At 72.5% G+C, this 19,825-nt stretch carries 7 protein-coding genes; 3 read left to right on the top strand and 4 right to left on the bottom strand.

Going from position 1 to position 19,825, the window contains the following annotated elements; genetic code table 11:
* Nucleotides 1–27: 27 nt before the first annotated feature.
* Together BA062_RS03835 and BA062_RS03830 are read left to right on the top strand one after the other, a co-directional pair.
* The gene (locus BA062_RS03835; RefSeq protein WP_110334622.1) at nt 28–1,704 is read left to right on the top strand and encodes an ABC transporter ATP-binding protein; all 1,677 of its coding nucleotides are present in this window, start codon (nt 28–30) and stop codon (nt 1,702–1,704) included.
* Entirely contained in the window at nt 1,701–3,449 is a 1,749-nt protein-coding gene (locus tag BA062_RS03830) for an ABC transporter ATP-binding protein (protein ID WP_110334621.1), read from the top strand. Before BA062_RS03835 ends, BA062_RS03830 begins: the two co-directional genes overlap by 4 nt.
* A gap of 105 nt (nt 3,450–3,554) precedes the next feature.
* On the opposite strand, the gene BA062_RS03825 is transcribed toward BA062_RS03830, so the two are convergent.
* Together BA062_RS03825 and BA062_RS03820 are read right to left on the bottom strand one after the other, a co-directional pair.
* Nucleotides 3,555–4,274, bottom strand: a complete 720-nt coding sequence (locus BA062_RS03825; protein WP_110334620.1) for a prevent-host-death protein — start codon at nt 4,272–4,274, stop codon at nt 3,555–3,557.
* A 25-nt stretch (nt 4,275–4,299) separates the two neighbouring features.
* A complete protein-coding gene (locus BA062_RS03820; RefSeq protein ID WP_110334619.1) occupies nt 4,300–5,316 on the bottom strand; it encodes a helix-turn-helix domain-containing protein in 1,017 nt (338 codons plus the stop codon).
* Nucleotides 5,317–5,519: 203 nt separating this feature from the next.
* On the opposite strand from BA062_RS03820, the gene BA062_RS03815 reads away from it, so the two are divergent.
* Nucleotides 5,520–6,140, top strand: coding sequence for a LysE family transporter (locus BA062_RS03815; RefSeq protein ID WP_110334618.1), 621 nt, complete (start codon nt 5,520–5,522; stop codon nt 6,138–6,140).
* Here BA062_RS03815 and BA062_RS03810 read toward each other — a convergent pair.
* Both BA062_RS03810 and BA062_RS03805 read right to left on the bottom strand, forming a co-directional pair.
* Nucleotides 6,137–6,331, bottom strand: coding sequence for an MbtH family protein (locus tag BA062_RS03810; protein ID WP_110334617.1), 195 nt, complete (start codon nt 6,329–6,331; stop codon nt 6,137–6,139). The two genes, BA062_RS03815 and BA062_RS03810, sit on opposite strands and share 4 nt — an antisense overlap.
* Nucleotides 6,328–19,818, bottom strand: a complete 13,491-nt coding sequence (locus BA062_RS03805; protein WP_110334616.1) for a non-ribosomal peptide synthetase — start codon at nt 19,816–19,818, stop codon at nt 6,328–6,330. Before BA062_RS03805 ends, BA062_RS03810 begins: the two co-directional genes overlap by 4 nt.
* Between the last annotated feature and the right edge of the window lie 7 nt (nt 19,819–19,825).

The raw sequence follows: 19,825 nt of genomic DNA, 5'->3' as shown, positions 1-19,825 counted from the left end.
CTCCGCAGCCGAGGCGGAGGTGGTCCAGTGTTGCCAACCGGCAAGAGCGTCCTGCGAGACGCGGTGTCCGGGCAACGGCGCCTGCTCGCCGGCGCCGCCTTCCTGGGCTCGGTGCACCAGGGCGGCGAGGCACTCGTGCCCGTGATCGTCGGCATCGTGATCGACCAGGCCGTCTCCACGGGATCGGTCGGCGCGCTCGTGCGCTGGATCGTGGTGCTCGCCGTGGTGTTCGGCGCGCTGTCGATGAGCTACCGGTTCGCCGCGAGGGCCGCCGAACGCGCGTCGGAACAGGCCGCGCATGGCCTGCGCATGCGCCTCGCGCGGCGCGTGCTGGATCCGCGCGGCGGCGCCGAGGCGGGCAGGCTGCCCGGCGCGCTCGTCAACATCGCCACCGGCGACGCCAAACGCGTCGGCGTGGTCAACACGGTGCTGCCGTTCGCCGTCGCCGGGTTCGTCGGCCTGCTCGTGAGCGCCGTGTCGCTGCTGCGGATCTCGGTGCCGCTCGGGCTGCTGGTGCTGCTCGGCACCCCGCCGCTGCTGTGGCTGACCCACCTGGTCGGCAAGCCGCTGGAGCGGCGCAGCAGCGTCGAGCAGGAACGCGCCGCGCACGCCTCCGGCGTCGCCGCCGACCTGGTGTCCGGCCTGCGCGTGCTCAAGGGCATCGGCGCCGAGGCCGCCGCCGTGGCCCGCTACCGGCGCACGAGCCAGGACTCGCTCGCCGCGACCCTGCGCGCGGCGAGGGCCCACGCGGGCCACGACGGCGCGATCCTCGCTCTTACCGGCATCTTCATCGCCGTGGTGGCCCTCGTCGGCGCGCACCTCGCCGCGAACGGGTCGATCACGGTCGGCGAGCTCGTCGCCGCCGTGGGCCTCGCGCAGTTCCTGCTCGGCCCGTTCCAGATCTTCGCGTGGGTGAACGGCCAGCTCGCGCAGGGCAGGGCGTCGGCGGAGCGCGTCGCCTCCGTGCTCGCGGCCCCGCCCGCGGTGACGTCCGGTTCCGGTGCGCCCGCCGGGAACGGCGCGGGCCGGGTGCGCCTGCGCGGCGTGACCCACGGCAGCCTCGACGCACTCGACCTCGACGTCGAGCCGGGCGAGTTCCTCGGCGTCGTCGCCCCCGATCCCGCGGCCGCCGCACACCTGCTCGACTGCCTCGGCCGCGAGGCCGACCCGTCGGCGGGCACGGTGGAGCTCGACGGCGTGGCCTACACCGAGCTGGACCCGCACGAGTTGCGCGGCGCCGTGCTCGTCGCGGCACACGACGCCGACCTCTTCGAGGGCAGCCTGCTCGACAACGTCGTGACCGTGAGCCGCGACGTGGACCGGGCGCTGACGGCGTCGGCGGCCGACGAGGTGGCGCGCACCCTGCCCGACGGCGTGCACACGCTCGTCGCCGAGCGCGGGCGGTCGTTGTCCGGAGGGCAGCGGCAGCGCGTCGCGCTGGCGAGGGCACTCGCCGCGGACCCGCCGGTGCTCGTGGTGCACGACCCGACGACGGCGGTCGACGCGGTGACCGAGGCCCGCATCGCCGGTGAGCTGCGGGAGGTCCGGCAGGGCCGTACCACCGTGCTGGTGACCACAAGCCCCGCGCTGCTCGCCGTCACCGATCGTGTCGTGGTGCTCGACGGCGGCGCCGTCGGCGCGCAGGGCACGCACGCCGAGCTCGTCCACGCCAATCCCGGCTACCGATCGGCGGTGCTGTCATGAGCGAACGCGAGCTGCTGCCGACCGCGACGGGCAGGCGCACCGCCTCCGCCGTCGGCGAGCTGCTGCGGCCCCGGCGGCTGCTGGCGTTCTCCGCGTTCGGCGTGCTGACCGCGGCGACGGGCGTCGGGCTGCTCACGGCCCCGCTGCTCGGCCACATCGTCGACCTGGTGGCCGAGGGCAGCACGGACTTCACCCTGCCCGTGGTGCTGCTGGTGGTGGTCGCGCTCGCCAGGGGCGCCGGCAACGCGTGGGGGCTCGCGCTGGTCTCGCGGCTCGGCGAGAGCATGCTCGCGAGCCTGCGGGAACGCTTCATCGAGCGCGCGCTGAGCCAGCCGCTGGAGCGCGTCGAGCTGGCCGGGTCGGGCGATCTGACCTCGCGGGTCACCAACGACGTCGCCGTGATCGCCAAGTCGGTGCGTGAGGCACTGCCTGAGCTGGGGCGTTCCGCGCTGACGATCGTGCTCACGCTGGGCGGGCTCGCGTTGCTGGACTGGCGGTTCCTGCTGGCCGCGCTGCTCGCGGCGCCGATCCAGCTCTACACGGTGCGCTGGTACGTGCGGCGCGCGATCCCGCTGTACGCCCACCAACGCGTCCAGGACGGGGCCCAGCAACAGCAGCTGCTCGACACGGTCGGCGGCGCGCGCACGGTGCGGGCGTTCCGGCTCACCGGCGAGCACGTCGAGCGGGTGCGCGAGCGGTCCCAGACGGTGGTGGACGTGACCATGCGCGCCGTGCGGCTGATGACCCGGTTCTTCTCGCGGCTCAACCTCGCCGAGTTCGTCGGCCTCTCGGCGATCCTCGTGGCCGGTTTCGTGCTGGTGGGCAACGGCACCGCCACGATCGGCACGGCGACGGCGGCCGCGCTGTACTTCCACAGTCTCTTCAACCCGATCAACGCGGCGCTGGCGCTCGTGGACGACGCCCAGTCGGCGGCGGCGAGCCTCGCCCGCCTGGTCGGCGTCGCGGACCTGCCCACCGAGCGGGAGCCGGAGCGGCCCGCGGTGCCCGTGGACGCGTCGGTGAAGGCGGCCGCGGTGAGCCACGCCTACGTCGCCGGCCACGACGTGCTGCGCGACGTCGATCTGGACATCACCCCCGAGGAACGGGTCGCTCTCGTCGGCGCGAGCGGTGCGGGCAAGACGACGCTCGCGAAGCTGATCGCCGGCATCCACCGGCCGACGTCGGGCTCGCTCGCCCTGGGCGGGGTGGGTCTCGACGACCTCGGACACGCGGGAACGCGCCGCACGGTGGCCCTCATCAGCCAGGAGGTGCACGTCTTCGCGGGCACGCTCGCCGAGGACCTGCGCCTGGCCAAACCCGACGCGACCGACGAGGAGCTGCGGGCGGCATTGGAGAAGGTCGGCGCTCTGCCGTGGGTCGACGCACTCCCGGACGGACTGTCCACAATGGTGGGTGAGGGCGCGCACCGGCTGACGGTGACCCAGTCTCAGCAGCTGGCCCTCGTGCGCCTGGTGCTGGCCGACCCGCCGATCGCGATCCTCGACGAGGCGACCGCGGAGGCGGGCAGCGCGGGCGCGAAGGTCCTGGAGAAGGCGGCGGCGCGGGCCCTCGAGGGCCGCACGGGCCTCGTGGTCGCCCACCGCCTGACGCAGGCCGCCGCGGCGGACCGGATCGTGGTGCTCGACGCGGGCAAGGTGGTGGAAACCGGCACGCACGAGGAACTGGTGGCGGCGAACGGCCGCTACGCGGCCCTGTGGGCCGCCTGGTCCGACCAACGCGAGTAGCCGATGCCCGCGCGAGTCGTACGTTCCCGACCGCGAGTCGTACGCTCAGGACGCCGAGTTGTGCGTTCCCGACGCCGAGTTGTGCGCTCAGGACCGCCCAGTCGGTCACAGGCGCGACACGGCGGAGTTCAGCAGCTCCATCACGAGGTCGACATCGTCCAGAGTGACGTCTCCCCCTCCGGCGCCGCGAATCCGCTGCAGCGACTCCTGACGCCTGCTCCCAAACCAGTGGCCGACGTGCAACGCAACGTCGTGTGCGACAGCCCCGTCGACGGACCCGAGTTGGGACAGCGCAGCCGGCCGGGTCGCCGGGTCGAAGGTGAGCCGCATGATGTCGAGCAGATCGGTTCCCTGTTTGTGGTTCGAGCGGTTCATCACCGCTTGGAGCTTCATCGCGATCAGCGGTCCAGGTTCGGCGACCGGCGTTGTGACCGCGATCGGCTCGCCACCAGTCCGGGTCACTTCGAAGGCGACGTTGGTAGCGGTGTCGCTGGCCCAGGCGTGCGCCGACGCATGGAGCCGGTCGCCGGGGTCGTCGCTCGGCTGATCGAGTTCCACCTGCCGCACTTCGAGCACATCGACCTTCACCGCGCCATACGCCGTGGGGAGCAGAACAGCCGCAGGTTCGACCGGCTCCGCTCCGTTGGAGGCGCGAAGCACTTCGAGATGAGGCAGTTCGCCGTGCAGCCGATCGACCACGTCCAGGTCAACGGTGACACGGTGCGGCTGCGATAGGCGCGACAAGACCGCCAGCCCGCCGACGATGACAGGTGGTTGGCCGATGAGCCTGCGGACTTCGATCGCACCTTGAACGACGGCTGCCATCGCGTCTCCCACGAACGTGACGGATCTACCAGACACGGGTCCACCGGCCATCGGGCGTCCACATCTCGAGGACCTCGCGGCCCCGGCCGGCATCCTGCGCGAGGTCGAGCGCGACGAACAACGGATGCGCAAGCGGCCAGTCGGCGCCCTTCCCCGCCGCGCCGACCCTGTTCCGCACGACCGCTGGTACCGGTGCGACCCGCACCGTGGCCCTTGCTTGCGAAGCGGAAGGGGCCGCGCCGAGGAGGGTCGTCGCCCTCCGGAGGATCGACCGGTCGGGTACGAAGAAGTCGAGCACATGATCGGACCGGAACGCCAACGGCGCACCGTAGGCGACTGCGGCAGCCGAGTCGGTCAACGCCCACCCGGACTCGTGATCGATGTCATCGAGGCCAAGTCGCAGCGGTGTCCCCAGGCCGACATCGCCCTGCACTGGCAAGGTGGCGAGCAAAGTACGTGGAGTGGACCAACGTGCGGCGACTTGCCAGAACAAGCGCGTGTCGGCGACCGCGCTGTCGGTGCCAATCAAGCCATCACGCCGGAGTGCGGCGAGTACCTCGGAGACCGTGCTCGGAGATCGTCCCAGCTCACGTGCCAACGCCCGGACCTTCACCGCACGCTCGGGATGCAGCAGAAGCGCCGTCGCGACTTCAAGTCCAGCGCTGCCGGCGAGCGCGTCGGTCCGCTCGGCGCGCTCCTTGACCGGCTCCACCTCGGCGTCGATCACCATGCCAGCCGTGCGGAGCGCCAACCGCCCACGTAGATCGAAGTAGCCGCCACGGCTGGAGGTCAGCACCCTTCGCGCCGTGTCGGTGACCCGGTCGGCAACGACGAAGAGGGCGGCATCCGAGGGCACCACCTCCGCGAGCAGTCGCACGGCCACGTCGTCGGTCACCAACGCGCGATGCAACAGCTGGATAGCCGACGCGACGCCATCCGGGTCCACGATGAGGTCGATGTTCGGACCAGACGCTCCACCGGACGGCCGAGCTTCGACGCCCAGTTCCGCGAAGGCGTCGACCACGAGGGCCTCGAAGTCCATACGACCAGCATCGCGCGTGTTCGGTGTTCGGTCAATACCGAACGTCGAACAGTTCTAATAACCTGTTGCTCGCCGCCCCGTCCGGCCGACAGCATCCCCTGCATGACCACCACCGGACGTCGCCCGCTGCCCTCGACCGCCGCCACCTGCGCGACGGCGAAGCAGCAGGTCACCCACCGGCGGAGGTCGACAGCCACGCGACCGTGACCGCCGCGCTCGTCGCGGGGCTGGTCGCCGGCTACGGCATCGCGATTCCCGTCGGCGCCGTCGGCGCGTACCTCGTCGCGCTCACCGCACGCACCTCGCTGCGCGTCGGCGTCAGCGCCGCGCTCGGCATCGCGACCGCCGACGGCGCCTACGCGCTCGCCGCCGTGCTCGACGGCTCCGCCCTCGCGACGCTGATCGAGCCCATCACGGTGCCGCTGCGCTGGGCATCGGCGATCGTGCTCGTCGCCATCGCCGCGGCCGTCGCCGTCTCGGCGATCCGGCGTCACCGCGAGCAAGCCGAGCCCGCCGAGGTGCGCGCGACGTCGGCGGCGCGGGCCTACGCGAGCCTGCTCGGCATCACCGTGCTCAACCCGGCGACGATCGTCTACTTCGCCGCGCTCGTACTCGGCGACGTCACCACCATCGCGGCGACCCCGGCCACCGCCACCGCGTTCGTGGCCGCGGCCTTCGCCGCCTCGGCGAGCTGGCAACTACTGCTCGCGTGCGGCGGCGCGATGCTGGGCCGCGCCGTCACGAGCCCGCGCGGACGCCTCTGCACGGCCCTGCTCTCCAGCGCCGTCGTGACGGCGCTGGCCCTCGACCTCGTGTTGGCCTAGCGGATGCTCGCCGGACGCAGGTCGGTCCAGTTCTCCTCGACGTAGGCGAGGCACGCGTCACGGGTGCCCTCCCCGAACACGATCCGCCAGCCGGCCGGAACGTCCACGAACGACGGCCACAGCGAGTGCTGCTCCTCGTCGTTCACGAGCACGTAGTAGCGACCGTCCGGGTCCTCGAACGGGTTGGTCACGATTGCCTCCTTGTGATCTCTTCCAGCACGGTGCGCAGTTCACCGGCGAGCCGTTCGACGGTCGCCTCCGTCAGCACACCGGTCGCGTAACCGAGGTAGCAGTGCACCTCGCCCTCCCCCTGCGGTTCGTAGAAGCTCAGGGTCAGGTCCGCCTTCGCGACGCCCGTCGGCACGGCCACGAGCTCGCCGTGCCCGCCCTCCAACTCGGAGAGCCGGGCCTGCTCGTGATGCACCATGAGCACCCTCGGGCGCCAGCCGAGCGCGTTCGCGACGTCGTCGAAGGGCACGTCCTGGCGCTCCAGCGCGGCGAGGTTGGTCCGCCGCACGCGCGCCAGCAGTTCGGGGACGCTCGGCGAGCCCGACACGTCCGTGCGCAGCACCACCGTGTTGAAGAAGCAGCCGACGAGATCGGCGAGCGCCTCCTCGGTGCGGCCCGCGACGATCGTGCCGATCGCCAGGTCCGTCCCGGCTCCGTTCGCGGCGAGCACCGTCGCGAACGCCGCCTGCAGCACCATGAACATGCTGGCGCCATTGGCCCGCGCGGTCCGGTCGATCGCGGCGTGCAGGTCGGCGTCGAGCACGAACGGCACCACCCCCGCACCCCCGTCACCGCGTCCGCCCTCGCCGGGCAACACCACAGGCGGGACATCGCGCAGGGTCTCCCGCCAGTAGTCGAGCTGGGCCGGCCCCACCTCGGCTCGCAGTTCCTCGGACCACCGCGTGTAATCGGCATAGGTCACCGGAAGCGGCTCCCACCCCGGTTCCTCCCCCGCTGATCGGGCCGCGTACGCGGTGCTGAGGTCCCGCATGAGCGGCACCACGGACCATTCGTCGACGGCGAGGTAGTGCATGGTCAGCAGCAGTGCCTGCTCGAACTCGCCGCGCAGCAGGTGGACCCGCACGCCGGGCTCCTCGGGCCGCTGTGCCGCGAGTTCAGCCAGCCGTGCCTCGACGTCCACATCGGACTCCACCACCAGTTCCGGTGGCTCACCGAGCCGCTGCACCCCGCCGTCGAACCGGGTGCGCAGCGGTTCGTGCCGCAGGGCTACGTCCCGCCACGCCGCCGCGAGCGCGTCGGCGTCGAAGCCGTCGCGGGAACGCAGGGCGAGGGCGTGGTCGTAGCCGGGGTGCCCGCGGTGGAGGTTCCACTGCCAGCGCTGCACCGGCGCGAGCGGAACCGTCGCGGGACGTTCCCGGTGCCTGAGGGTCGGCCGGTGCCGCGATCCGCCTGCCAGCTTGCCCGCGATGCCGGCGACGGTCGGCGCGTCGAAGACGTCCCTGATCGTCAGGTCGACCCCGAACGCCGAGCGGATGCGGCCCAGCAGCCGCATCGACGACATCGAATGCCCGCCCAGCTCGAAGAAGTCGTCGTGCACGCCGACGTCGTCGAGCCCGAGGATCTCGCCGAACAGCCCCGCGAGCACCCGCTGCTCCTCCGTCGCCGGGCGCGCGTCGCCCGTGAGCGACGCCCAGTCCGGCGCGGGCAGCGCCTTGCGGTCGAGCTTTCCGTTGGGCGTCAACGGAAGTGGCCCGTCGAGCCGCATCACCAGCGCGGGGATCATGTACTCCGGCAGCCGCGCACGCAGGTGCTCGCGCCAGTCCACGTCCCCGTCCGCCACGACGTAGCCGGCCAGCCGCACGATGTCGCCCTTGCGGTCGGCGACCACGGCCGCCTGGCTCACCGCTGGGTGCGCGGTGAGCGCGGCCTCGATCTCGCCGAGCTCGATGCGGAAGCCGCGGATCTTCACCTGACCGTCCACGCGGCCGAGGAAGTCCAGGTTCCCATCGGACCGCCAGCGCGCCCGGTCACCGGTGCGGTACATCTGGGAACCCGGAGCCCCGAACGGGTTCGCCACGAACCGTTCCGCCGTGAGCCCGTGCCTCCCGAGATACCCACGCGCGAGCCCGCGGCCCGCCACGTACAGTTCGCCGACCACACCCGGCGGCACCGGCCGCAGGTGGGCGTCGAGCACGTAACAGACGGTGTTCGGGTCGGGCACGCCGATCGGAACCGGACCCCGCCAGCCTCGCTTGGCGGGCCACAGCGTGGAGTTGACGGTCGCCTCGGTGAGCCCGTACGCCGCGATGAGGTTCAGCCTGCCCGCCCAGCGGTCGATCAGGTCCGGCGGCACGGTCTCGGTGCCCACCAGGATCGTCGACCCACGCGGGAGCTCGGCCTCCGGCGGCAGCGCCGACACCAGCGACGGCGGCAGGATCAGGTGCGTCACCGCCTGCTCGCGCAGGAAGTCGGTGAGCGCCGTGCCCGCGACGCGCGCCTCCTCGGGGATCAGCACGAGCCGCCCGCCGTGACACAGCGCCATCGCCAGCTCGAACACGAACACGTCGAAACCGATCGACGCGAACTGCAGCACGTGCGACGTGGGTTGGAGCCCCATGCGGTCGATGGCGGTCGCGACGAGGCTCGCGATGCCGTCGTGCGGCACGACGGCGCCCTTCGGCGTGCCGGTGGAGCCGGACGTGTAGATCACGTAGGCGGCCTGGTCGAGCGAGGGCGCCGGGAGGTCCAGTTCGGACCCGTCGCGGTCGATCTCGCCGTCCAGCAACAGGATCGGCGCGACGTCGGGGATCTTCTCCGCCACCGAGGGCGTGCCCACCACGAGGCGCGCCCCCGAGTCGCCGATCAGGTAAGCGAGCCGGTCGGTGGGGTGCGTGAGGTCCAACGGCAGGAACGCGGCACCGAGCTTCACCGTCGCGAGCACCGTGGCGATCGTGTCGATCGAGCGCGGCACGGCGACCCCGACCACGCTCTCGGCGGCGACGCCGCGTTCGGCGAGCAGCCGCGCGATGCGATTGGCCCGCTCATTGAGCTGCGCGTACGTCACCTGGCGATCGCGCTCCACCACGGCCACGGCGTCCGGCTGCTCGGCGACCTGCCGCGCGAACAGCTCCGGCAGCGACGCCTCGGGCACCACGCGCCCGGTGGCGTTGAAGCCCTCCAGTACCAGGTGCCGCTCGTCCTCGGCGAGCACGTCCACCTCGGCGATACTCGCCTGCGGCCGCTGCGCGACGACGTCGACCAGCCTGCCGAGCCGTTCGCCGAGCCGGGCCACGGTCTCGGCGTCGAACAGCTCGGTGCTGTACTCGATGCGGCAGCTCACGCGCCCGGTGTCGAACCGTTCGGTGAAGCTGAACACGAGGTCGAACTTCGCCGTCTCGGTCGCGTACGGCACGAACTCCGCGCGCAGGCCGGGCAACTCCAGCTCCTCGCCCGTGCGGCCGTGGTAGCCGATCATCACCTGGAACAGCGGGTTGCGCGCGAGCGAGCGTGCCGGGTTGAGCCGCTCCACGACGGCCTCGAACGGCACGTCCGCGTGGGAGAACGCGGCGAGGTCGGTCTCCCGCACGCGCCGCACCAGCTCCGCGAAGCTCGGCGAGCCGGACAGGTCCGTGCGCAGCACGAGCGTGTTGACGAAGAAGCCGACGAGGTCGTCGAGCGCCTCGTCGGCCCGGCCCGCGATGGGCGCGCCGAGCGGGATGTCCTCGCCGGCGCCCATGCGGTGCAGCAGCGCGGCGACGGCCGCGTGCAGCAGCATGAACATGCTCGCTCCGGTGTCCTGCCCGAGCGCGCGCAACCGCTCGCAGGTCGCGGGGTCCAGCTCGATCTCCAGGTCCGCGCCGCTGAACGTCGGGCGCGCGGGCCGGGACCGGTCGGTGGGCAGCTCCAGTTCCTCCGGCGCTCCGTCCAACGTGGACCGCCAGTAGGTGAGCTGCTCCTCGCCGACGACGTCGAGCAGGCGCTGTTGCCACAGCGCGTAGTCGGCGTACTGCACGGGAAGCGGGCTCCACTCCGGCGCGGTGCCCGCTGTGCGTGCGGCGTAGGCGGCGGAGAGGTCACGCAGGAACGGCCGGTCGGACCACTCGTCGGTGGTGATGTGGTGCAACAGGAGCACCACCACGTGGTCGTCGGCGGCGAGCCGCGCGATCGTGCACCGGATCGGCAGCTCCGCGGCCAGGTCGAACGGCCGCGCCACGGCCTCGCGCACGAACTCGCTCAGCGCCTGCTCGGTGGTGTCGTGGACCTCCACCACCGGTTCGGCGTCCTCGACCACGCGCTGGAACGGCACGCCGTCGCGCTCGGTGAACACGGTGCGCAGCGCCTCGTGCCGGGCGACGACGTCCCCCAGCGCCGCCCGCCACGCGCCGAGGTCCAGCGTCCCGCGCAGGCGGACCACGAGCGGGAAGTTGTAGGCCGAGGAGGTCTCCTCCATGTTCTGGATGACCCACAATCGTTGCTGCGCGGCGGAAGCGGGCAGCTCGGCGGGCCGTTCACCGGCGACGAGGGCCGGCCTGGCGGGGCCGCCGATGCGGCTCACCAGCTCGGCCACGGTCGGTGCCTCGAACAGGTCGCGAATGGACAGTTCCGCGTCCAGCGCCGTGCGGGCCTTGCTGACCAGGCGTGTCGCGAGCAGCGAGTGCCCGCCCAGGTCGAAGAAGCTGTCGTCGATGCCGACGCCCTCGGCGCCGAGCAGCTCGGCGAACAGGCCGCACAGCACCTTCTCCTCGCGGGTGCGCGGCGGCCTGCTCTCCCTGGCGGCACCGAGCGACGGTGCCGGAAGGGCCTTGACGTCGAGCTTGCCGTTGACGGTCAGCGGCAGGTGCTCGACGGTCACGACAGCGGCCGGGACCATGTAGTCCGGCAGGCGCGCTTTCAGGTGCTCGCGCCAGTCGAACTCGCCATCGGCCACGATGTAGCCGACGAGACGCTGCTCGTTGACGACCACGGCGGCATGCGTGACGGCCGGGTGGGCGGCGAGCGCGGCCTCGATCTCGCCCAGCTCAACGCGGTAGCCGCGGATCTTCACCTGGTCGTCGGTGCGGCCGAGGAAGTCGATGATGCCGCTGCTCGGTCGCTGCCGCACGAGGTCCCCGGTGCGGTACATGCGGCCCGGTGCATAGGGGTTCGCCACGAACCGCTCGGCGGTGAGCCCCGGACGGTTGTGGTAACCGCGGGCGAGGCCGACGCCTGCGATGTACAGCTCACCCGGAGTTCCCGGCGGCACGGGCCGCAGGAAGGGATCGAGGATGTAGGCGCGCGTGTTCCAGATGGGCTTGCCCACCGCCGGGGTAGAACTGTCCGCTGTGGATGCACCGAGGGTGTTGATCGTGTACTCGGTGGGCCCGTAGAGGTTGTAGCCGTAGGTGCCCTCGGTGTCCGCGAGCGTGGTCCACACGGCGTCGGAAACGGCCTCGCCGCCGAGCAGCACGAGCGGCGGCACATGACCGTCCAGCAGCCCCTCCTCCAGCAGGAGCTGGGCGTACGTGGGCGTCACGTTGACGACGTCGATGCGGTGCTCGTCGCAGTAGGCGACCAGCGCCTCGGCGTCGCGGCGCAACTCCTCGTCGCAGACGTGCACCTCGTGGCCCTCGACGAGCCACAGCAGCTCCTCCCACGACATGTCGAAGGCGAACGACACCGTGTGCGCGATGCGCAGCCGCCGCCCGCCCGCCGACTCGATGGCGGGGGCGAAGATCGCTTCGCGGTGGTTGAGCTGCATGTTCGTGAGCCCGCGGTACGGGGTGACGACGCCCTTGGGCCGCCCGGTGGAGCCGGACGTGTAGATGACGTAGGCGGGGTACTCGAGCCGCCCGGCGGAACCCTTGCCGAACGAAGCCGAAAGCTCGTGGTCGCCGATGGGCTCCCCGGATACCCTCCGCAACTCCGCAACCACGTCCGCGTGATCCAGCAGCACCCTCTGACTGCAGTGAAGGCCACCTTCACTGCAGTTGGTTGTGGTGAGCACGCAGAGAGGGTTCGTGTCCTCCAGCATGTGGATGAGGCGCTCCGCGGGGTGATCCAGGTCGAGCGGCAAGTACGCCGCACCGGTGCGCAGCACCGCGAAGAGGGCCACCACCATGTCGATCGAGCGCGGCAGCGCGAGGGCCACCACCTGTTCCGGGCCGGCACCGCGCGACAGCAGCAGACGGGCAAGGCGGTTGATCCGCTCGTCCAGCTCCGCGTAGGTCAGCCGCTCGTCGCCGAACACCAGTGCCGTCTCGCCCGGCGTGCGCGCGGCCTGCGCGGCCAGCAGGTCGGCGATCGTGTCGTCGCCGATCGGCCGCTCCGGCTCCCCACGCAGCTCGGCACGCTCGGCCTCGGTCAGCAGGTCCAGCGACGCGACCGGGGCGGTCACGTCGGCGGCGAGCCGTTCCAGCACGGTCGTGAACCGCTCCAGCACGCGACCCGCCTCGGCGGCGTCGAAAAGATCCGGCCGCGCCGCGAGGGTGATCCGCAACCGCTCCTCCGGCGTCACGATCAGCGTCAGCGGAAAGTGCGTGCCATCCACATTGGACACCGACGTGATCCCGTGCTGGTCGTGCAGTTGGGCCAGCCGCTCCTCTCCGTCGGCCGTGCGCAGCACGAACAGCGTGTCGAACAGCTGCCGGTGCCCCGACTCGCGCTGCAGCTCACCGAGCCCGACGTACTCGTACGGCAGCAGTGCGGCGCGCTCGGACTGCAGGCGCCGCAGCAGCTCCAGCACCGACTCCCGCGGGTCGAACCGCACCCGCGAGGGCACCGTGTTGAGGAACATGCCGATCACGCTCGTCACGTTCGGCACCTCGGCTGGCCGACCGGCCACGACGGCGCCGAACACCACGTCCGGCCGCCCGACCGTGCCCGACAACACCAGCCCCCACGCCGCGCTGAGCAGCGTGTGCAGGGTCAGCCCGTGCCGCCGCGCCTCCTCGCGCAGCCGGTCGCTGATCTCCCTCGGCAACACGGCGTCGTAGTCGGCCGGGATCACCGGGTCGCCGCTGCGGTCGGCCGGCGCGACGAGCGTGGGCTCCTCCAGCCCGCGCAATGCCTGCCGCCACGCCGCCAGCGCCTGTTCGGAGTCCTGCTGCCCCAGCCACGCGAGGTAGTCGCGGTAGGACCCCGGCGCGGGGAGCCCCGTGTCGTCGCCACCCCGCTCGTACAGCGTGAACAGTTGCTCCAGGAACAGCCACGCCGACCAGCCGTCCCAGAGCACGAGGTGGTGCGTCACGACGAGCCGGTCACGCCCCCCGGGCAACCGGACCAGCAGCAGACGGCACAGCGGTGGGCTGGTGAGGTCGAATCGCTGCCGCCGGTCCTCGGCGAGCAGCCCGTCGAGATCGTCCGGCCGTTCGGTGAGGTCCACCTCGGTGAGCGGCACCTCGGCACCGGCCGCGATGAACTGCACCGGCCTCGGCAGCCCGTCGCTCGCGAACCCCGCGCGCAGGCTCGGGTTGCGCGCCAGCAGCGTCGCGCACGCGGCCCGCAGGCGGTCGGCGTCGAGCCGGTGGTCGAAGTCGAGCGACTCCTGCGACTGGTAGACGTCCACGCCCTCGGCGTCGTACGTGGCGTGGAAGTACAGACCCTCCTGCAACGGCGACAGCGGCCAGACGTCCTCGGCGTCCGAGGGGAGGCTGCGCCGTTCCTGCTCGGTCAGCTCCACGCTGCCCAGCTCGGCCGGGATCTCCCGCACGTCGTCCCGGGCGTGTGCGGCGAGCGCGGCGGGGGTCCGGTGCTCGAAGACGTCGCGCGGGCTCAGGTCGAGCCCACGTTCCCTCGCCTGCGCCGACACCGCGATCGAGGTGATGCTGTCGCCGCCGAGCACGAAGAAGTCGTCGTCGACGCCCACCTCCGGCAGGCCGAGCACCGAGGCCACCACGTCGCACACCAGCCGTTCCCGCTCGTTGCGGGGCGTCCGCGACGGCAGGGAGGACACAGTCACCACGTCCGGCGCGGGCAGGGCGTTCTGGTCCAGCTTGCCGCTCGGCGTCAGCGGCAGATCGTCGAGCACCACGAGCGCGCTCGGCACCATGCTCGCGGGCAGTTCCGCCTCGAGCCCCTCGCGCCACGCCTCGACGGCGGGCTCCCCCGCGGGCACGACATAGCCGACGAGCGCGCCGTCGCGCGCGATCACCGCGGCCCGCGCGACGCCGGGCAGCCGCGAGAGCGCGGACTCGATCTCGCCAAGCTCCACGCGATTGCCGCGGATCTTCACCTGCCGGTCGGTGCGCCCGAGGTACTCGATCGCCCCGTCGGCGCGCCGACGTCGGACCAGGTCGCCGGTGCGATAAAGGCGCCCACCCGTCGCCCGACCACCGCCCCCCACGGAGGCGCTCCGCGCCGCGGTTTTCTCTTCCAGGCCATACGGGTTCGCCACGAACCGCGTCGCCGTGAGCCCCGGCCGGTCGTGGTAGCCGCGCGCGAGCTGCACGCCCGCGAGGTACAGCTCGCCGGGCACGCCGTCGGGCACGGGACGCAGGAACTCGTCGAGCACGTGCAGCCGCGTGTTCCACACCGGCCACCCGATCGGCACCGAGACACCGTCGGCCTCGCCCTCGAACGGGAACCACGTCACGTCCACGGCGGCCTCGGTGGGTCCGTAGAGGTTGTGCAGCGGCACTCCGGTCAGCACCCGCCAGCGCGTCGCCGACTCGACGGGCAGCGCCTCCCCGCTGGAGAACACCCTGCGCAGGGTCGCGGCCCACCCGGCGTCCTTCACCACCTGCAGGAACGCGGCGAGCATCGACGGCACGAAGTGCAACGTGGTGATGCGCTCCTTCTCGATCAGCGAGGCGAGGTAGGCCGGGTCGCGGTGACCGTCCGGGCGGGCCAGTACCACGGCCGCGCCCTCCAGCAGCGGCCAGAAGAACTCCCACACCGACACGTCGAAGCTCGACGGCGTCTTCTGCAGCACGCGGTCGTCGGCGGCGAGCCCGTAGTGGCCCTGCATCCACGAGAGCCGGTTGACGATCGCGCGATGGGTCACCACCACGCCCTTGGGCCGCCCGGTGGAGCCGGACGTGTAGATCAGGTACGCGGGCTGGTCGGGCTTCGCGGCGACCACGGGCGTGTCGGCGACGGTCTCGTCCTCGCCGAGCACGACCCGTTCGACCTCGCCCGGCAGCTCCGTGCCCGGCAGGGTTACGGCGAGCCGCGCGCCGGAGTCGGCGAGCATGAAGGCGATGCGCTCGGCCGGGTAGTCGAGGTCCACCGGCAGGTACGCGGCGCCGGACTTGAGTACGCCCAGCAGCGCGACCATCAGCTCGGCCGAGCGGGGTACGGCCACGGCCACGAGCGCTTCCGGCCCCGCTCCCCTGGCGCGGAGCCTGCGCGCGAGCGCCTCGGCGCGGGAGTTCAGCTCCGCATAGGACAGTCGCGTGTCCTCGAACACCACGGCCGTCGCGTCGGGCGTGCGGGCCACCTGGTCCGCGAACAACGAGGTCAGTGTGCCCTCGGGCACCGGGTGCCCGGTGTCGTCGGTGCGCGCGCGTTCCGCCTCGGTGCGCAGGTCCAGGTCGGCGACCCGCCGGTCGGGCTCGGTGAGCGCGGTGAGCACGCCGAGGTAGCGGTCGGCGATGTCCCGTGCGCCTGCCTCGCCGATGCGGTGCTTGAGCTCCAGCCGCAGCCGCTGCCCGGGGTGCGCGATCAGCGCGAGCGGGTAGTGCACGGCGTCGCGGACCTCGGCGCCGGTGAAGAGCCCCGGTTCGGTGTGCACGGGCTGGTTCTCCACCACCACGAGCGTGTCGAACAGTTCGCCGGTGCCGCGCTGGAGGTCGGCGAGTGCGACGTGCTGGTGGTCGAGCAGCGCGGCCTGCTCGTGCTGCCAGCGCTCCAGCGCCGTGCCGAGCGAGTCGCCGCCACGCAGCCGCAGCCGCGCGGGCACGGTGTTGATGAACAGGCCCACCGCCGACTCGATGCCCTCGAGATCGAGGCCGCGGCCGGAGACGGTGCTGCCGAACACCACGTCGGACCGGCCGGTCAGCCCGCTCAGCAGCAGGCCCCACGCGCCGTGCACCAGCGTGCTCAAGGTCAGCCCCCTGGCGCGCGCGGTCTCGGTCAGCGCGGTCGTGAGGTCCTCGGGAACGTCGACGACGACGCTGCCGGGTTCCTCGCCCGCGTGCTCCACGAGCCGGGTCGGCTCCACATCGGACAGTGCGGATCGCCAGGCGGCCAGCGCCGCGTCGTGGTCGCGGCTCGCCAGCCACGCGAGGTAGGGCCGGTGGTCGGGTGCGGGCGGAAGGTCGTCGGTGGCCAGCTCACTCAGCAGCACCGACACCGACCAGCCGTCGGCGACGATGTGGTGCAGCGTGAGCACCAGTCGCGAACCGCCCACGAGGGTCGCACGGAGCAACGGCGGCTCGGCGAGGTCGAAGCCCTCGGCGCGATCCGCATCCAGCGCCGCCTCCAGTTCCGGGGCCTCCCGCCACGGGAGCTCAACGTGCTCGGGAATCCGCTGCACGACCCGTCCGTCGGGCAGCTGGTGAAACCCGGCGCGCAGCAGTGGATGCCGGTCGAGCAGCCGCTGCAACCGTGCCCGCAGCACCGAGGGGTCGACGCCCTCGGCGAGCTCCAGCACCTCCTGCACCACGTAGGAGTCGGTCTCGTCGAAGCGCGAGTGGAAGTAGAAGCCGCTCTGCAACGGCGACACCGGCAGGGCCTCGTCGTCCAGCTCCACTTCCGCGGACGCCGAGGGGGTGCCCGCGACCTCGGCGAGCGCGGCAACGGTGCGGTGCGCGAACACGTCGCGGGGCGTCAACGCCAGACCGGCCTTGCGGGCCCTGCCGACGAGCTGGATCGCGACGATCGAGTCGCCGCCCAGCTCGAAGAAGCTGTCGTGCACGCCGACACTCGGCAGGTCGAGGATCTCCGCGAACAGCGCGGCGAGTGTGCGTTCCCTCGGCGTCGTGGGCGCGGCGCCGCCAGCGAGGCCCGTCCAGTCCGGCGCGGGCAGCGCGGCCCGGTCGACCTTGCCGTTGGGCGTCAAGGGCAGCTCGTCGAGGCGGAGCACCACCGTGGGCACCAGGTACTCGGGCAGGCTCTCCGCGACGAACGCCTTCGCAGCCTCGGGCTCCGCGTCGCCGACGACGTAGCCGACAAGGCGCCGCACCCCGCGGTGGTCCTCCCGCGCGACGACGGCCGCCTGCGCCACCTCGGGATGGGCCAGCAGCGCGGACTCGACCTCGCCGGGTTCGATGCGGTATCCGCGGATCTTGACCTGGTTGTCCGAGCGGCCCAGGAAGTCGAGATTGCGGCCCGCCCGTCTCCCCCCACCGCCCAAGCGGAGACGCTCCGCGTCCGAGTTGTCCACCCTCCACCGCACCCGGTCACCGGTGCGGTACATGCGGGCGCCCGGCGGGCCGAACGGGTCGGCCACGAACCGCTCCGCGGTCAGCCCGTGCCTGCCCCGGTAGCCGCGGGCGAGGCCCCGGCCGCCGACGTACAGCTCACCGATCACGCCGACGCCGACGGGCCGCAGCGCCGAGTCGAGCACATAGGCCCTGGTGTTCGGGTCCGGGACCCCGATCGGCACCGCGCCGAGCCAGTCCTGCTCGGCCTGCCACAGCGTGGAGTTGACGGTCGCCTCGGTGAGGCCGTACGCGGCGACCACGCGCATCCGCTTGGCCCAGCGCGTGATCAGCTCCGGCGGCACGGTCTCGGTGCCCACCACGAGCACGCCGCCCTCGGGCAGCTCGCATTCCGCGGGCAGGGCGGCGACCAGCGACGGCGGGAGGATCATGTGCGTCGCGCCTTGCGCCGTCAGGTACTCCGTGAGCTCGGGGCCCGCGACGCGCCGCTCGGTGGGCACCACGATGCTCCGCCCGCCGACGCACAGCGACATCGTGAGGTCCCACACCGCGACGTCGAAGCCCACGGAGGCGAACTGCGCGACCCGGCTCGTGGCGTCCACACCCAGGCGCGCGATCGCGGTCTCGACGAGGCTGCCGACGCCCTCGTGGGACACGACCACGCCCTTGGGCCTGCCCGTCGAACCGGACGTGTAGATCACGTAGGCGGCCTGGTGCAGCGAGATCGGCAGGCCGAGGTCGGTGTCGTCGTACCCGGCCAGCTCAGCGTGGTCCACAGTGGACAGGACGAGCTTCGCGCCGGCGTCGGCGACCATGTAGTCGAGCCGCTCCTGCGGGTGGTCGGCGTCCAGCGGCAGGTACGCCGCGCCCGCCTTGAGCACCCCGAGCAGCGCGACCACCAGATCCGCCGAGCGCGGCAGCGCGACGCCGACGACGTCCTCCGCGCCCACGCCCTGCTCCCGCAGCGAGCGGGCGAGCCGGTTGGCCGCGGCGTTCAGCTCGGCGTAGGTGAGCCGTTCCTCCTCGCACACCACCGCGATCGCGTCCGGCGAGCGCCGCACCTGCCGTTCGAAGGCGTCGGGCCAGGTCAGTTCGTCGACCTCGCACTCGTCGGCGCCGAGGTCCTCCAGCAGCCGGGTGCGTTCCGCCGGGGGCAGCAGCTCGATCGTGCCGAGCGGGCGCCGCGGCGCCTCGACCATCGCGTCGAGCACGGCGAGGAAGCGGCGTTCGTGCTCGGCGAGCGTGGCGTCGTCGCACGCGCCGTCCAGCTCGATCAGCAGGCCGTAGTCGGCCCAGCGCTCGCAGCAGGTGATGGAGAGGTCGGTGACTGGGCCGAGCGCGAGGTCGCGGAAGTCGGCGGCGGCACCGGCGAAGCTCAGGTCCCTGCTGAAGCCGATGAAGTTGGCGGTGGGGCCGATGAGCTGCGCGAGCCCGTCGGCGAAGCCCAGCTCGCGGGCGAGGTCCTCACCGCGGTAGCGGCCGTGTGCCGTGAGCGCGGCGATGCCCTCGTCCACGGCGGCGATCAGCCCCGACGGCGTGGTCCACGGCCGTACGGTGAGCCGCAGCGGCAGCACGTTCGACGCCATGCCGGGCACGACGCGCGTCTGCGGCTCCGGCCGCGCCGGGACCGGCACGCCGAGCACGACGTCGGACGCCCCGGTGGCGCGGTGGGTGTAGGCGGCGACGGCCGCGAGCGCGACCCTGGACATTCGCTGTCCACACCGGACACCCAGCTCACGAAGGGCATCGGTGCGTTTCCGGGACAGCTCGACCGTACGGCGCCGCACCTCGGCGCCGGGCGCGCGGTCCAGCAGGCGCGCGGGCTCCGGCCGGTCGGCGAGCCGCTCGTGCCAGAAGGAACGGTCCACTGTGTACCGATCGGAACCGCGATACGCGGCATCGGCGTCGGCGAGTGCCGACAGCGGGCCGAACCGGTTCCCCTCGGCACCGGCGTAGAGGTCACCGGCCCGCTGCGTGACGAGCAGGCAACCGTAGGCGTCCATCACGAGGTGGTGGTAGCGCTGGTACCACCAGACCCGCTCGCCGAGCAGCAGCAGCGCGTGGGCGAACACCGGGCCGTTCTCGAGATCGGTGACGGCCCGGCGCTCGCGGCGCATCCACTCGGTCGCCGCGGCGACCGGATCGACCTCATCGCGGAAGTCGACCACCGACGGCGCCGGGTCCACCGGTGCGGATAGTTGCCGGGGCGTTCCCCCGACGTCGGCGAAGCGCACGTGCACGCTCTCGGCCTCGGCCATCGCCTGAGCCACCGAGGAGGAGAGCCGGCTGAGGTCCACCTCGCCGCGAATCTCCAGGTACCAGGCGATGTTGTAGACCGGATCGTCCGGTGCGATCTGCTGGGCGAGCCAGATTCCGGACTGGGCGCTGGTGAGCGGGACACCCGACATCGGGGGA

Origin of the sequence: Prauserella flavalba (genome assembly GCF_003202235.1) — a bacterium.
In the GTDB taxonomy this organism is placed as follows: domain Bacteria; phylum Actinomycetota; class Actinomycetes; order Mycobacteriales; family Pseudonocardiaceae; genus Prauserella_A; species Prauserella_A flavalba.
Note: the sequence above shows the minus strand (reverse complement) of the source record. Positions and strands in the feature narration are given on the sequence as shown.

Coding starts and splice junctions, on each gene's coding strand:
- BA062_RS03830 (WP_110334621.1), top strand. CDS start 1,701: ATGAGCGAACGCGAGCTGCTGCCGACCGCGACGGGCAGGCGCACCGCC.
- BA062_RS03825 (WP_110334620.1), bottom strand. CDS start 4,274: ATGGCAGCCGTCGTTCAAGGTGCGATCGAAGTCCGCAGGCTCATCGGC.
- BA062_RS03820 (WP_110334619.1), bottom strand. CDS start 5,316: ATGGACTTCGAGGCCCTCGTGGTCGACGCCTTCGCGGAACTGGGCGTC.
- BA062_RS03805 (WP_110334616.1), bottom strand. CDS start 19,818: ATGTCGGGTGTCCCGCTCACCAGCGCCCAGTCCGGAATCTGGCTCGCC.